This is a genomic window from Demequina sp., from assembly GCF_047975725.1.
In the GTDB taxonomy this organism is placed as follows: domain Bacteria; phylum Actinomycetota; class Actinomycetes; order Actinomycetales; family Demequinaceae; genus Demequina.
Map to the genome: position 1 here is coordinate 160138 of NZ_JBKEED010000020.1, position 13335 is coordinate 173472.

The following is a 13335-nucleotide window of genomic DNA, read 5'->3' on the forward strand; positions in this document are numbered from 1 at the left end:
GCCCGCGCATCGGCCCTACTGGGCCTGGAACACCACCAGCGCGATCGCGATGTAGTGGCACAGGAAGCCCAGGATCGTCAGCGCGTGGAAGATCTCGTGGAACCCAAAGTAGCGCTCCGACCCACGCGGCCATTTGGTGCCGTAGAAGACTGCGCCCACGGTGTACGACAGGCCGCCGACGATGATGAGCGTGACGACTGCTGCGCCGCCTGCCTCGTAGAACGGCACGATGTAGCCCATCGCGACCCATCCAAGCGCAACGTACAGCGGCACGTAGAGCCAACGCGGGGCGCCCAGCCAGAAGATGCGCAGCAGCAGGCCGATGAGGGCGCCCGACCACACGATGATGAGCACCGTGATGCGTGTGGTGCCGTCCAGGAGCAGCACTGTCAGTGGTGTGTAGGTGCCCGCGATGATGAGGAAGATGTTGGCGTGATCCATGCGGCGCAGGACGGCCTTGGTTCGATCCGACCAGTCGCCGCGATGGTAGACCGCTGAGGTGCCAAAGAGCATGACGGCGGTCAGCGTGAAGATTGCCGTCGAGATGCGGCCGGCCAGCGTGGGAGCGAACACCACGAGGACCATTCCGGCGATGAGTGCGAGCGGGGCTGCTCCGAGGTGCAGCCAACCGCGCATGAGCGGCTTACCGGGCACGGGGAGGTTCTCGGCCATGAACCTACGTTACCGTAGGTTACGAGGCCGGAGTACCGTGGGCACCAGCGTGTCAGGACCAGAAAGGACACCGATGGGACTGCGGAGTCTGCTGTACGGACCCTATGAGCGGCAGTTGGCTCGCACCCTTCGCGAGCAGGGCGAGGTTCCCTGCCATATCGCGGTGATCCTCGACGGCAACCGTCGGTGGGCCAAGGCCTCTGGGGCCTCGGCTGCGCACGGCCATCGGCGTGGTGCTGACAAGATTTCAGAAGTGCTCGGGTGGTCGTCCGAGGCCGGCGTCCAGGTGGTGACGCTGTGGATGCTGTCGACCGACAACCTCTCGCGTGATGCCGCAGAACTTGACGCGCTGCTGGGCATCATCTGCGACGCAGTCGAATCTCTCGCCGACGACGGCCGCTGGCACCTGCAGCACGTGGGCGCGATTGATCTGTTGCCTTCCGAGGCCGCCGCACGGCTGACCGCCGCAGTCGCGCGCACCGCCGACGTGAAAGGCCTGCACGTCAACATCGCGGTGGGCTACGGCGGACGTCACGAGATCGCCGATGCGGTGCGAGCCTTCCTGCGTACCGGTGCCGCCGAGGGCAAGACGGTCGAGGACATGGCCGACACCTTCTCGGTGGAGCACATCGCCGAGCACCTGTACACCAAGGGCCAGCCCGACCCCGATCTGGTGATTCGGACCTCGGGGGAGCAGCGGCTGTCTGGGTTCCTGATGTGGCAGTCGGCGCATTCGGAGTTCTACTTCTGCGACGCGTACTGGCCCGACTTTCGGCACGTGGACTTTCTGCGCGCGCTGCGCGCCTTCTCGCAGCGGGAGCGTCGGCACGGGCGCTGAGCTTGGTCGACTCGTCAGTCAGGGCCGTACCGAGCCCCATGTGACGAACACGTGACGCCCGGCGTGTCTGCGGGCCCCGCGAGGACCCGGGCGTAGCGTCGGCCTCGTGGTACCTATCCGATTCCGGACCACCTTGGTCCCGGTCTGAACCGAACGCCGTAGGGCGTTCGCGCCCTGCGGCCCAACCGCGGGGAGCCCCTGTGAGTATCACTCAGCCCGACACCACCCCCTCCACCAACGCCGCGACGGCGACCGAGTTGCGCACGTTCGTGCTCGACACGTCGGTGCTGCTGTCCGACCCGAGGGCACTCAAACGGTTCGCCGAACATGCGGTGGTGCTGCCCGTCGTCGTCATCACGGAACTCGAGGCCAAGCGCCATCACCCTGAGCTGGGGTACTTTGCCCGTTCGGCGCTGCGCACGCTCGACGAGTTCCGCGTCAAGTACGGCAAGCTCGACGAGCCGGTTCCCGCCAACGAGGCGGGCGGTACGGTGCGCGTCGAGCTCAACCACACGGATCAGGACGTGCTGCCCAGCGGCTTCCGGCTGGGGGACAACGACACCCGCATCCTTGCGGTGGCCGCGAATCTCAAGGCCGAGGGGCTCGCCGTCACGGTGGTGTCCAAAGACCTGCCGATGCGCGTGAAGGCTTCCGCTCTCGGCATCGAGGCGGAGGAGTATCGGGCCGAGCTCGCGGTCGACTCCGGCTGGACCGGCATGCGCGAGATTCAACTCACGGATGAGCAGATGTCGGGCCTGTATGAGTCGGAGCGCATTGGCGCCCCTGCGGCGGCCGACTGTGGTGAGGACGTCGCGACGCTCCCCGTGCACACTGGCCTGGTCATTCACTCGCCGCGTGGCGGGGCGCTCGGCCGGGTCACGGACGACGGCCAGATCCGACTGGTGCGTGGAGACCAGGAGGTGTTTGGCGTCCACGGCCGTAGCGCCGAGCAGCGCATCGCGATCGACCTGCTGCTCGACGAGACCGTGGGCATCGTGTCGATGGGTGGGCGAGCCGGAACCGGCAAGTCGGCGCTCGCGCTGTGCGCGGGGCTCGAGGCCGTCATGGAGCGCCGCCAGCACAAGAAGATCATGGTGTTCCGGCCGCTCTATGCGGTGGGCGGCCAGGACCTGGGCTACCTGCCGGGCAACGAGTCCGAGAAGATGAACCCCTGGGCTCAGGCCGTGTTCGACACCCTGGGCGCGATGGTGTCTTCCGAGGTAGTCGAGGAGGTCATGGCGCGCGGCATGCTCGAGGTGCTGCCGTTGACCCACATTCGCGGGCGTTCACTCCACGACGCGTTCGTGATTGTCGACGAGGCCCAGTCGCTCGAACGCAACGTGCTGCTGACGATGCTCAGCCGTATCGGCCAGGACTCCCGCGTGATCCTCACCCACGATGTCGCGCAGCGCGACAACCTGCGGGTGGGACGGCACGACGGCATCGCCGCGGTCATCGAGGCTCTCAAGGGGCATCCGCTGTTCGCGCACGTCACGCTTGAACGCTCCGAGCGCTCGGCCGTCGCAGCGCTCGTGACGGACATGCTCGAAAGGCTCGACCTGTAGCCCAACCCGGCGCCTCAGACAGCACAGGGCCGATGCGGTGGTCACCACCGCATCGGCCCTGTGCGTCCCCACCCGAGAAAATGGATCCATTTGACGGGAGATTGTGCGTCCCCGCCCGAGAAAATGGATCCATTTGACGGGAAGGAGGGGTTAGAGGCCCAGCTCCTGGAGGTAAGGCTCGAGCTCGAGCCAGTTGACCTCGTCCGGGCGGGACTCGTCCCAGATCTCCATGTAGCGGGCCTTCTGCTCGTCGGACAGGGCGTCCCACTTGCGCATCTGCTCCTCGGCATCGACGTGCCAGTAGCCCACAATCCGGTAAAGGCTGTGGTGGCGCGTCCACTCGGAACGGATGAAGGTGCGCGCGCGGCGCGACTCGGCGGACTCGCCGGCCACCCACACGTACGTGTCATGCGACGGCACCGGCATGGAGCGCATGCAGCTCACCAGGGCCGAGGGGCCGCGGCCATTGCCCGACACGCGCCACTCAACATTGACGGTGGCGGGCGAGGGCAGCGCAATCTCGTCGTCGGTCGAGATGAGCTCGATGAGGACGTCGAAGGTCTCCTCGGGAGAGGCCTCCTCAAGAATTCGGGCGACGGCAGGCAGCCCAGTCGCGTCGGCGACGAGCAGTCGGTGCGTCGATCCCTCGGGGGTGCCGTAGTACCCGTGCGCGGTCGACACGGCGCACACATCGCCCACCTTGGCGTCCCGGGCCCACGAGGCGCCCCGTCCGTGACCGTGCGTCACGACATCGATCTCCAGGCTCGGAACCTCGGGGTTCCAGCGGCGGATCGTGTAATGGCGCGCGATGTCGTGGTCGTCCTCCCAGCCCTCGGCGGGGTTCTCGCCAGGGATGTGGACGTGCACAAACTCGTCGGGCTTGCCCGTGGTTTCCCAGGTGCGCAGGGCGTCACCGCCGAGGGTCACGCGGCGCAGGTGGGGGCTGAGCTGCTCGCTCGCGGTGACGTGAACCACGTAGGAGTCGGTCATGGTGTTCTCCAGGAATCGGGGATGGGTGAAGCGGGTGGTGAGGGCCGATACGGCAGTTGCCCGCGCATCGGCCCTCACCGGAGCGTTAGCTCGCCGAGGAGAACTCGACGATCTCGGTAGCGGGGTCGCCGTCGAGCGCCTGCTCGAGCATGGGCACGAACGCGTCGATCGAGTACAGGATCGACGAGGGGGAGTTCGCGAAGAAGGCGCCCTCGAGGACCGAGTCAGACAGCCACAGGTTGCCGCCGACCTCGGTGGCCTTGAGCGACGGGAACAGCGACAGCGCCTCAAGCTGGCCGCGAGCGTCGGGCGTCGTGGCAACCTGCCACACGACCGAGTCGAGCTCGCCAAGGACGTCGAGCTGCTCGGCGCTGATCTGGAGCCATGCAGCCTCGGTGCCTTCCACCGCGGCCACGTCGAGGCCCAGGTTGGCGAGGAACTGGTTACGGGTGTCTGAGGCGGCGTAGACGAAGGCCTGGCCCTCGTAGAAGCCGCCCACCTGCGAGCTCAGGCCCTCCCACTCGGGGTGTGCCTCGCGCACGGCGGCGTAGGCCTCGTCGATCTCGGTGATGATCTCCTCGGCCTTGTCGGTGGTGCCGGTCGCCTGCGCGAGGAGAGTGAGCTCGTCTGCCAGGGTCACGCCCCACTCGACGGTCTCGGCACCGGCCGAGTCGGTGGCCGGACGGGTCACGACGGGGGCGATGCCGGACAGCAGGTCGTACTCTTCCTGCGTCATGGTGTGGTTGGGGTAGGTGGCCACAATGAGGTCGGGCTCGAAGGCCGCGATCGCCTCGGCGTCGTAGGTGGTGGTGCCGGGCTCGAAGAGCTCGGGCTCCGCGCCTGCGGCGATGCGGTCCTCGTCGGCCCACGGGCCGGTGCCGTTGTCGTAGCCCTGCCACGACACGGGCACGGCCACGGGGGCGACGCCGAGCGCGTACAGGTACTCGTGCTCGTGCGAGCCGAGCGTCACGACGCGCTGCGGCTCGGCGTCCACGGTGACCTCACCCATGGCGGTGTCGAGGGTCACCGGGAACGCGCCGGTCGTCGCGCCGTCGTCCGTCGCGGTGGTGGTGGGGGCCGTGGTGGGCTCGTCGGTGTTCTCTGCCTCGCCGGTGTCAGCGGAGCACGCGGCGAGCAGGAGCGCGGCGGCGACAGCGGCCGAGGTGCCTGCGACGGTGCGCTTGGTGGAGTGCATGGGGATTCCTTCTTTATCAGGGGTGATGGGTTGGGACGTCGGTGGTGCCCGTGAGGTGGGCGATGAGACAGGTGGAGAAGACTTCCAGCGACAACTCGTCGAGCTCGGGGTCCTCGAGCGCGGGCGAGTCCACGCCCACGCGGCTCAGGCGCACGACGGACACGGCGAGTTCGTCGTCGCCGCGCACCATGGCCTGGAAGGGCGGCGCTACGCAGCCGGCCTCGCGCAATGCGGCGATCGTGGCTTGGGGAGACAGCGGGCTGACGAGGTAGCGCTCGCCGGGCTTGGCGGCGAACCCCGTGGTGGGGTCGACACCATCGATCGCGAGGCACGTGGGAGCGCCCACGTCCGACCAGTCGCCCTTGATCACAAACTGGCGGAAGGCCAGCGCACACATCTGGGCGTCTGTCGCCGCCCCGGCGATGACGCATCGGCCCTCAGCAGTGTCGACGCGGCAGGCGAGGCCTTGCACGGCGGCCGTGAGAGCGGCGGCGGAGCGCAACTGGGGAGCGGTGACGGTCATCGGGTGGCTCCAGGCGCGTGGGCGGGAACCACCATCGGGGTCCCCGTGATGGGGTCGTCGAGTACGCGGGCGTTGAGGCTGAACACGTGGGCAATGAGCTCCTCGGTGAAGACCTCCTTGGGCGCACCCGACGCCGCCACCTCGCCGTCGCACATGGCGATCACGTGGTGGGCGTACCGCGCGGCCTGGTGCAGGTCGTGCACCACCATGACGATGGTGCGTTCCTGGCGCGTGTTGAGCCGGTGCAGCAGGTCCATGACGTCGTACTGGTGGGCGATGTCCAGGTACGTGGTCGGCTCGTCGAGGAGCATGAGCGGGGTGTCCTGCGCGAGCGTCATCGCGATCCACGCGCGCTGGCGCTGGCCGCCGGAGAGTTCGTCGACCACCGAGTCCTGGATCTCCGTGAGCTGCGTCGAGTGCAGGGCAGACATGACGGCTGTCTCGTCGACGTCGCTCCACGGGCGCAGCACCTTCTGATGCGGGGTGCGGCCGCGGGCCACGAGTTCCTTCACCGTGATGCCGGCGGGTGCGATGGGGGACTGGGGCAGCAGGCCCACGCGCCGAGCGACCTCGCGGGTGGGGATCCGGTGGATGTCGTCGCCGTCGAGGATCACATTGCCCTCGCGGGGGCTGAGCAGGCGCACCAATGCGCGCAGCAACGTGGACTTGCCGCAGCCGTTGGGGCCGACGATCGCGGTGATCTGGCCGTCGGGGATGGACACGTCAACCCCGCGCACGATGGGCGGTCCGGTGTACCCGATCACCGCGCCTTTGGTCTCGAGCCTGCTCATGACGGACCTCCTCGGGATGCTCGCCAGACGAGCCACAGCAAGTACGGGGCGCCGATCGCGGCGGTGAAGATGCCCACAGGGAACTGCAAGATCTGCGGCATCTGCTGCGACAACTGATCGGCGGCCAGCAGCAACGTCGCGCCCATGAGCGCGGATGGAATCAGGGTGGCACCGGCATTGCGGGTGACCCTCAGTGCGAGCGCGGGGGCGACCAGGGCGATAAAGCCGATGGGTCCGCAGATAGCGACGGCCGATGCGGCCAGCAGCACCGAGCACACGGCAAGGGTGCCGCGAGCGGGACCCACCCGAATGCCCAGGGCCTTTGCCGCATCGTCCCCCATTTCCATGGTGCGTAGCGCGCGGGCGTTCCACAGCACGATAGGGGTGAGCACGGCGAAGCAGATGGCGGCCACGGTGACGTGTGTCCAGGTGCGTCCCGTCGTGGTGCCCACGAGCCAGCCCAGCGAGTTGGCGGCGTCGTGAACGTCCATGCGGGTCAGCAGGTACTGGGTGATCGATTGGGCGACGAAGCCCACGCCGATGCCTGCCAGGATCAGGCGCAGGGGCACGATTCCGTGACGCTTCCACGACAGCGCGAGAATCAACGCCGACGTCAGGAGTGCGCCCGCGATGGCGCCGGCTGCCGTGACCCATAGCGAGCCTGCCGTCACGAGCCACAGGGTCAGCACCGCGCCAGTACCGGCACCCATCGTGATGCCGATGAAGTCGGGGGAGGCGAGGGGGTTGCGCGTCAGCGACTGCAAGATGGCGCCCGACAGTCCCAGCATGGCGCCCACGAGGATTGCCGTGAGCGCGCGCGGTGCGCGCACCTGGCCGACGATGAAGTCGGCGGGTGCGCCCACGGAAATGCCCATGGCGGCCTTGATGGAGTCCAGCACCGTAATGTCGGCTTTGCCGGCGGTCAGCGCGAAGATCAGCAGGCCCGCGAGGATGGCGACTAGGGCCAGCCCCGCGATAAACGTGCGCCGATGCGTGGTGATCCCCAGTGGGCCGATGCGCAGGATCTTCACAGCTCCACCACCTTCATGCGGCGCGACATGAGCGCGAAGATGATGCCGCCGATGAATGCCGTGGTGATACCCACGCCGATCTCCGACGGCGGAGCGACCACACGGCCGATCACGTCGCACACCAGCACCAGGGCGGCGCCGCCGAAGGCGCTCACGACCAGCAACCACGGCAGCGAAGCACCCACGAGCGCGCGAGCGACGTGGGGAACGGCCAGGCCCACGAAGACGATGGGCCCGGCGGCGGCGGTGGCGGCCGCCGCGAGCAGCGTCACGATGAGGATGACGATGGTGCGGATGGCGCCGATGCGCACGCCGAGTGCCCGTGCTGCGTCCTCACCCAGCGCGACGGCTTCGAGTTGGCGCGACACGATCAGCGCCGCGGCGAGGGCGATCAGCACGATGGGGATGAGTGCCATGACGTCGTGTGCCTGGCGTCCGGTCAGCGAGCCTGCGACCCACAGGCGGTACTGGTCGAGCGTGGCGTCGTCGACCAGCAGCACGGCATTGACCAGCGCGGTGATGAGGGCGGTGAGGGCGACGCCGGCGAGGGCGAGGCGCACGGGGGCTCCCGCAGCGGCGCCACGCGCACCGATCGCGTACACGATCACCGCGGCCGCGCCTGCGCCGATGAACGCGACGGGCACCTGGGCGGCGAAACCCGTGGCAAAGCCCGTGGTCAGCGCGAGCACCACGGCGAGCGAGGCACCGGCGTTGATGCCGAGCAGGCCGGGGTCCGCGAACGGATTGCGGGTCAACGACTGCATGAGCGCTCCCGCCACGCCAAGAGCCGCACCTGCGAGCACGCCGATCAGGGTGCGTGAGGCGCGCAGATCGCGCACAATCAGCTGCTCAGGGTCGCCAGCATCGAACGTGAAGATCGAGTCCCACACCGTGCCGAGGTCGATCGCGCGGGAGCCAATGGCCAGCGACATCGCGATGGCGATCAGCAACACCGCGGCTGCGGCGAGCGCGATCAGGGCGCGGCGGCGCATCAGGCTCCTTGTGGGGGGTGGGGGGTGCACGCCAAATGTGCAGGTGAGGCTCGCCTAACTTAACCCATGATTCTCGATTAATCCAACACGGCCCTTGCTCAAATGGCGGCCACAATGGCGGCTGCTGCGGGCTGCCGCCCTGTGGGGTCGCCAAAGGCGTGGGCGCCACGCCCTTCACCAGCCAGGCGGCACGCCCTTCACCAGCCAGGCGCCACGTCCTTCACGAGCCAAATGGATCCATTTGGCTCGAAAGGGGGGGGAGGGCGGGGTTAGCGCTCGTCCGCGTACGAGACGTGCGCGGGCAGGTCTACCTGGATGTCGGTGCCCATCTCGGGGGCGGGGCAGGCGTCTGCGGGCACATCCACGCCAATGCCGTACAGCGCGCGAATGGCCTCGAGGTAGCGCTCGGCTTGGCCGGCCTGGGCGTGCTCACGGGCGCGCACGGTCGGGGTGTGCAGCAGAGTCTTGGCGAAGCGACGCAGGGCCTGCTCGGTTTCTTCGGACTGGGCGATCGCGGCGTCCGATGCGCCCGCGGCCGGGCGAATACGTGCGACTTCTCGCTCGAGCAGGCCAAAGACGTGCTCGCGCAGAGCGACCACGGCGGGATCGAGCGAACGCGCAGACTCTCCGTCGCCAAAACGCGCCACGGCGTGCGCCACGATGGCGCGAGCCGCCTCGATGGAACCCACCGACTCGCCGGGCGCATGCGAGCCCACCGCCTCGAGGTCCACGACGTGCACATCGCGCAACTGGGCGACTCCAGGCGCGACGTCCCGGTGAAGGGCCAAATCGACGATGGTCAAGGGTGCCTCGACGTCCTGGCGGGCGGCAGCCACGAGTGCGGGGGTCAGCACGATCGACTCTCCGCCGGAGCACGCGAGCACAAGATCGACGGCGCCCAACTGCTCGCGCAACTGGTCTTGGTCAAGGGCGTCGATGCCGTGCCGCGCGCCAAAGTCGGCGGCGCGACCCGACGGCGAGAACACGCCGGTGATGGTGACGCCCCGAGCGAGAAGCGAGCCCACGCCCGTCTCAGCGAGGGCCCCCGTGCCAATGAGCAGGGCGCGCGCGCCCTCCCACGTGACGGTCTCGGAGGCAAGGTCGAAGGCCACCGAGACGACGGAGCGGCCGGAGGTGCCCAGGCCGGTCGAGGAGGCGACCACGCGCGACGTCCGCAGCGCGGACTGGAACAGGCGGTCAAGCAGGGGCGACAGGTGCTGGCCGGCCTGCGCGTCGATGTGTGCGCGCCGCACCTGGCCGGAGATTTCGCGTTCGCCCACGACCATCGACTCGAGACCGCTCGACACGGACAGCAGGTGCTGCACCGCGTCGTCGCCCTCGTAGGTCGCGAGCGCCTGTTCGATAGCGGCCCTGTCCAGGGACGATGTGCGTTCGAGTTGGTCGATCACGGCGGCTCGGCCGGACTCGACATCGTCCGCCTCGAGGTACACCTCGAAGCGGTTGCAGGTGGGAAGAACCACTGCACCGCGTATTGACCCGCCATCCGCAACCGCGGATCCGAGGGCGTCGGATCCCACGCTCAACTGCTCAAGAACAGTGAGATCGCGGTTGCGGTGCGTGGCCACCAGAGACATGAGCACCACCCGCCCATTCTGACACGGACCAGAAACAAGGCAGAATCGAGCAATGACCTCCGCAGTGCTGCCCTCCTCTCATCCTCTTGTCGACGGGCGCACCGCCGCCTCCCCGTTGGTGACTGCGCTCCGAGGAGGCAAGCCCGCGCATCGGCCCATCTGGTTCATGCGCCAGGCTGGACGGTCGCTGCCCGAGTACATGGAGGCGCGTGCGGGAACGGGCATGCTCGAGGCGTGCCTGACGCCGGGGTTGGCCTCCGAAATCACCCTGCAGCCGGTGCGCCGCTACGGCGTGGATGCCGCGATCTTCTTCTCCGACATCGTGGTGCCCATGAAAATCGCGGGTGTCGACGTCGACATCAAAGCAGGCGTGGGCCCGGTCTTTGGGCGGCCCATCCGCACCATGGCCGACATCGAGGCGCTGCCCGACCTGGGCGTGGCCGGCGACCGCGGAGTCTTCGATGCCGGTCTCGACGCTGTGCGTGCCGCCGTGCGACTGACCGTCGACGAGCTGGGCCCCACGCCGCTCATCGGCTTCGCCGGTGCGCCCTTCACCCTCGCGGCCTACATGGTGGACGGGAGGCCCTCGCGAGACCACCTGGGAGCGCGCGAACTCATGCACACCTCGCCGGAGGTGTGGCAGGCACTCGTGAGTTGGACCGCCCGCGCGGCGGGCCTGTTCCTGCGCGCACAGGTCGTCGCAGGCGCGTCGGCGGTGCAGTTGTTCGACTCGTGGGCGGGTTCGCTGTCGCAGGCCGACTACGTGCGTCACTGTGCTGGCGGCTCGCGAGCGGCACTGACCGCCGTGGCGGACATGGACATCCCGCGAATTCACTTTGCGGCCAACGCCGGGCACCTGCTCAACGACCTTGGCGCTGCGGGGGCCACGGCGCTCGGCGTCGACTACCGCACGCCGTTGGACGAGGCCGCCCGCCTGACAGGTGGCGCGTACGCACTCCAAGGCAACATCGATCCCGCGATGCTCGCCGCTCCCATCGACGCGCTCACGCGCCACGTCCAGGACGTGCTGGATCGCGGCTCCGAGGCTCGCGGCCACGTGGTCAACCTCGGCCACGGCATGCCGCCCCACGCCAACCCTGATGTCGTCAAGCGCATCGTGGACCTGGTGCATGAGCGTGGCTGATCCCCGCTCCTGGATTGTCGTCGGCGCGGGACCGGCTGGTCTGCTCGCCGCTCGCAGGCTTGCACGTGCGGGTCATGACGTCACTGTCTTCGAGTCGGCGCCCCACGTGGGTGGCCGCGTCAGCCTTCACGAGGTCGACGGGCTGAGCCTCGATGCGGGGGCAGAGTCCTTCGCAAGCCGCGGCGGCCAGGTGGCCGCGCTCGCGCGCGACCTGGGTCTGGGTGACAAGATCGTGGGGCCCGAGCCCCTTCCCGCCTGGATCGTGACGCCTCAGGACGCGTACCCGCTGCCCAAGGCCGGCTGGCTTGGGGTGCCCACCGTCTCGCTCGCCCGGGATGTGCGCCGTGCCATCGGCTGGTCGGGCGCGCTGCGCGCCGCCGCCGACCGAGTGCTCCCGGTCGGGGACGTCGACGACTCCACGAGCCTGGGCGATCTTGCCCGCGACCGGATCGGCGCTGCGGCAACCGACCGCCTTGTCGCACCCGTCGTGCAGGGCATCTACTCGCGCCCTCTCGACGAGATCGCGCTGGGAGACATCGCCCCAGGCCTCGCCCAGCAGATTCGCGACAAGGGTGGGCTGATCCGGGCAGCCACCGCGCGGCGCGCGGCCGCGCCCGCAGGGGCCGCGGTGCAGGGCCTCGTCGGGGGCATCGGCACGCTCAGCCAGGCACTTGCGGCCGATGCGCGAGCGGCCGGGGCGCGTATCGTCACCGACGCCTCGGTGGGCTCGGTCGAGCGATCGCGTCACGGATGGAGCGTGTGGGTCGACGGCGAGCGCCATCACGCTGACGAGGTGGTGCTTGCCGTGCCCCAACCCGTGGTCGCGGCGTTGCTGCCCGACGTCGCGTGGGCGCAGGACCGTCAGGTCGCGCTCGTGACACTCGTGCTCGACGCCCCCGAACTCGATAGCGCGCCTCGCGGCACGGGAGTGCTCGCCACCGGATTCTCGAGCGGCGCCAAGGCGCTGACGCACGCGACCGCCAAGTGGCGCTGGCTCGCCGTGGCAGCCGAGGGCAAGCATGTGGTGCGGCTGTCCTACGGCATCGACAACGCGGTGGATGCTCGATCGCATGCGCTCGCGGATGCCTCGGCCCTGTTGGGGGTGAACCTGCGGGAGACGCAGGTGCGCGAGATGGTGCGCGTGCAGTGGCATGACTCGGCTCCCGCCGCGGTCGAGGACCGGGAGCCGCTGCCGGGACTACACCTGGTGGGGTCCGCCGCCGGCGCGACCGGTCTCGTGTCGATCGTGGCGGACGACGCCCGTGCCACGCTCGGGGCCTGACGGCACCGTCAACGATGGCCTCGCGGCCATCGAGCTGATTCGCGCTCAGATTCGCGCGCATCCCTCGAACGCTCCGTGGGAGAGCGCGGGTCACCTGCCGCTGTTCACGGCGCACCCATTGGCGCGCATTGTCGTGATCGGTCAAGCGCCAGGAGTGCGAGCCCAGGACAGCGGCCTGCCGTGGAACGATGCCAGCGGCGACACGCTCATGCGGTGGCTCGGCGTGAGCCCGCAGCAATTCCGCGACGACACGGTGTTCGCGATGATGCCGATGGACTTCTACTACCCCGGCCGGGGCGCCTCGGGCGATCTGCCTCCACGAGCCGACTTTGCCTCCCGCTGGCATCCGCCGCTCGTGGAGTTGATGCCCCACGTGCGCCTGACCCTGCTCATCGGGCGGTACGCCCAGCGTCACTACCTACCCGACGCTCGTCAGCGCACCCTCACCGAGACTGTGCGTGCCTTTGGCGAGTATTTGCCCCAGGTGTTCCCGCTCGTGCACCCGTCGCCACTGAACTTCCGGTGGCAGGCCCGCAACCCGTGGTTCGAGGACCAGGCCGTCCCGGAGTTGCAGGCACGCGTGGCCCAAGCATTGGCCGACTAGCCCGGGACTAAAGTCCTAGATGCGTGCGTGAGGTGCGACACATTGCCCGCCCTACCCGCGCATCGGCCCTGCTGGAAGGCCCCGTGAACGCCCGCGGGATTCGCTCTCGCGCG

Annotated in this window: 13 protein-coding genes; 5 read left to right on the top strand and 8 right to left on the bottom strand. The window is 68.9% G+C overall.

Annotated elements, in window-relative coordinates:
• Positions 1-15: 15 nt before the first annotated feature.
• Positions 16-672, bottom strand: coding sequence for a PAQR family membrane homeostasis protein TrhA (trhA, locus tag ACK5NO_RS07050; RefSeq protein ID WP_416811950.1), 657 nt, complete (start codon positions 670-672; stop codon positions 16-18).
• A gap of 73 nt (positions 673-745) precedes the next feature.
• Here trhA and ACK5NO_RS07055 point away from each other — a divergent pair, with 73 nt between their 5' ends.
• Complete coding sequence (locus ACK5NO_RS07055; protein ID WP_416811951.1) at positions 746-1510, top strand: isoprenyl transferase; 765 nt, start codon at positions 746-748, stop codon at positions 1508-1510.
• Positions 1511-1716: 206 nt separating this feature from the next.
• Positions 1717-3075: a PhoH family protein gene (locus ACK5NO_RS07060; protein WP_416812010.1), complete on the top strand. Its 1359-nt coding sequence runs from the start codon at positions 1717-1719 to the stop codon at positions 3073-3075.
• 150 nt (positions 3076-3225) lie between these two features.
• On the opposite strand, the gene ACK5NO_RS07065 is transcribed toward ACK5NO_RS07060, so the two are convergent.
• The 7 genes from ACK5NO_RS07065 to ACK5NO_RS07095 all read right to left on the bottom strand — a co-directional run bounded on the left by ACK5NO_RS07065 (position 3226) and on the right by ACK5NO_RS07095 (position 10192).
• The gene (locus ACK5NO_RS07065) at positions 3226-4065 is read right to left on the bottom strand and encodes a siderophore-interacting protein (RefSeq protein ID WP_416811952.1); all 840 of its coding nucleotides are present in this window, start codon (positions 4063-4065) and stop codon (positions 3226-3228) included.
• 85 nt (positions 4066-4150) lie between these two features.
• A complete protein-coding gene (locus ACK5NO_RS07070) occupies positions 4151-5260 on the bottom strand; it encodes an ABC transporter substrate-binding protein (protein ID WP_416811953.1) in 1110 nt (369 codons plus the stop codon).
• A gap of 16 nt (positions 5261-5276) precedes the next feature.
• Positions 5277-5783, bottom strand: coding sequence for a hypothetical protein (locus tag ACK5NO_RS07075; RefSeq protein WP_416811954.1), 507 nt, complete (start codon positions 5781-5783; stop codon positions 5277-5279).
• Complete coding sequence (locus tag ACK5NO_RS07080; RefSeq protein ID WP_416811955.1) at positions 5780-6574, bottom strand: ABC transporter ATP-binding protein; 795 nt, start codon at positions 6572-6574, stop codon at positions 5780-5782. Before ACK5NO_RS07080 ends, ACK5NO_RS07075 begins: the two co-directional genes overlap by 4 nt.
• The gene (locus ACK5NO_RS07085) at positions 6571-7605 is read right to left on the bottom strand and encodes a FecCD family ABC transporter permease (protein ID WP_416811956.1); all 1035 of its coding nucleotides are present in this window, start codon (positions 7603-7605) and stop codon (positions 6571-6573) included. Before ACK5NO_RS07085 ends, ACK5NO_RS07080 begins: the two co-directional genes overlap by 4 nt.
• Positions 7602-8597 carry a FecCD family ABC transporter permease gene (locus ACK5NO_RS07090; RefSeq protein WP_416811957.1) on the bottom strand — a complete coding sequence of 332 codons (996 nt, stop codon included), beginning with the start codon at positions 8595-8597 and terminating at the stop codon, positions 7602-7604. Before ACK5NO_RS07090 ends, ACK5NO_RS07085 begins: the two co-directional genes overlap by 4 nt.
• A 269-nt stretch (positions 8598-8866) precedes the next feature.
• Entirely contained in the window at positions 8867-10192 is a 1326-nt protein-coding gene (locus ACK5NO_RS07095; RefSeq protein WP_416812011.1) for a glutamyl-tRNA reductase, read from the bottom strand.
• 52 nt (positions 10193-10244) lie between these two features.
• Here ACK5NO_RS07095 and hemE point away from each other — a divergent pair, with 52 nt between their 5' ends.
• The 3 genes from hemE to ACK5NO_RS07110 are packed head-to-tail and all read left to right on the top strand — an operon-like array spanning position 10245 to position 13222.
• Positions 10245-11336, top strand: coding sequence for a uroporphyrinogen decarboxylase (gene hemE, locus ACK5NO_RS07100; RefSeq protein ID WP_416811958.1), 1092 nt, complete (start codon positions 10245-10247; stop codon positions 11334-11336).
• On the top strand, positions 11329-12618 hold the full coding sequence (locus ACK5NO_RS07105; RefSeq protein WP_416811959.1) for a protoporphyrinogen/coproporphyrinogen oxidase: 1290 nt from the start codon (positions 11329-11331) through the stop codon (positions 12616-12618). Before hemE ends, ACK5NO_RS07105 begins: the two co-directional genes overlap by 8 nt.
• Positions 12599-13222, top strand: a complete 624-nt coding sequence (locus tag ACK5NO_RS07110; protein WP_416811960.1) for a uracil-DNA glycosylase family protein — start codon at positions 12599-12601, stop codon at positions 13220-13222. Before ACK5NO_RS07105 ends, ACK5NO_RS07110 begins: the two co-directional genes overlap by 20 nt.
• The last annotated feature ends 113 nt before the right edge of the window (positions 13223-13335 follow it).

Bases quoted from the DNA above. Each gene is read 5' to 3' on its own strand.
- ACK5NO_RS07080 (WP_416811955.1), bottom strand. From the start codon at position 6,574: ATGAGCAGGCTCGAGACCAAAGGCGCGGTGATCGGGTACACCGGACCG.
- ACK5NO_RS07075 (WP_416811954.1), bottom strand. From the start codon at position 5,783: ATGACCGTCACCGCTCCCCAGTTGCGCTCCGCCGCCGCTCTCACGGCC.
- hemE (WP_416811958.1), top strand. From the start codon at position 10,245: ATGACCTCCGCAGTGCTGCCCTCCTCTCATCCTCTTGTCGACGGGCGC.
- ACK5NO_RS07070 (WP_416811953.1), bottom strand. From the start codon at position 5,260: ATGCACTCCACCAAGCGCACCGTCGCAGGCACCTCGGCCGCTGTCGCC.
- ACK5NO_RS07055 (WP_416811951.1), top strand. From the start codon at position 746: ATGGGACTGCGGAGTCTGCTGTACGGACCCTATGAGCGGCAGTTGGCT.
- trhA (WP_416811950.1), bottom strand. From the start codon at position 672: ATGGCCGAGAACCTCCCCGTGCCCGGTAAGCCGCTCATGCGCGGTTGG.
- ACK5NO_RS07090 (WP_416811957.1), bottom strand. From the start codon at position 8,597: ATGCGCCGCCGCGCCCTGATCGCGCTCGCCGCAGCCGCGGTGTTGCTG.
- ACK5NO_RS07065 (WP_416811952.1), bottom strand. From the start codon at position 4,065: ATGACCGACTCCTACGTGGTTCACGTCACCGCGAGCGAGCAGCTCAGC.
- ACK5NO_RS07095 (WP_416812011.1), bottom strand. From the start codon at position 10,192: ATGTCTCTGGTGGCCACGCACCGCAACCGCGATCTCACTGTTCTTGAG.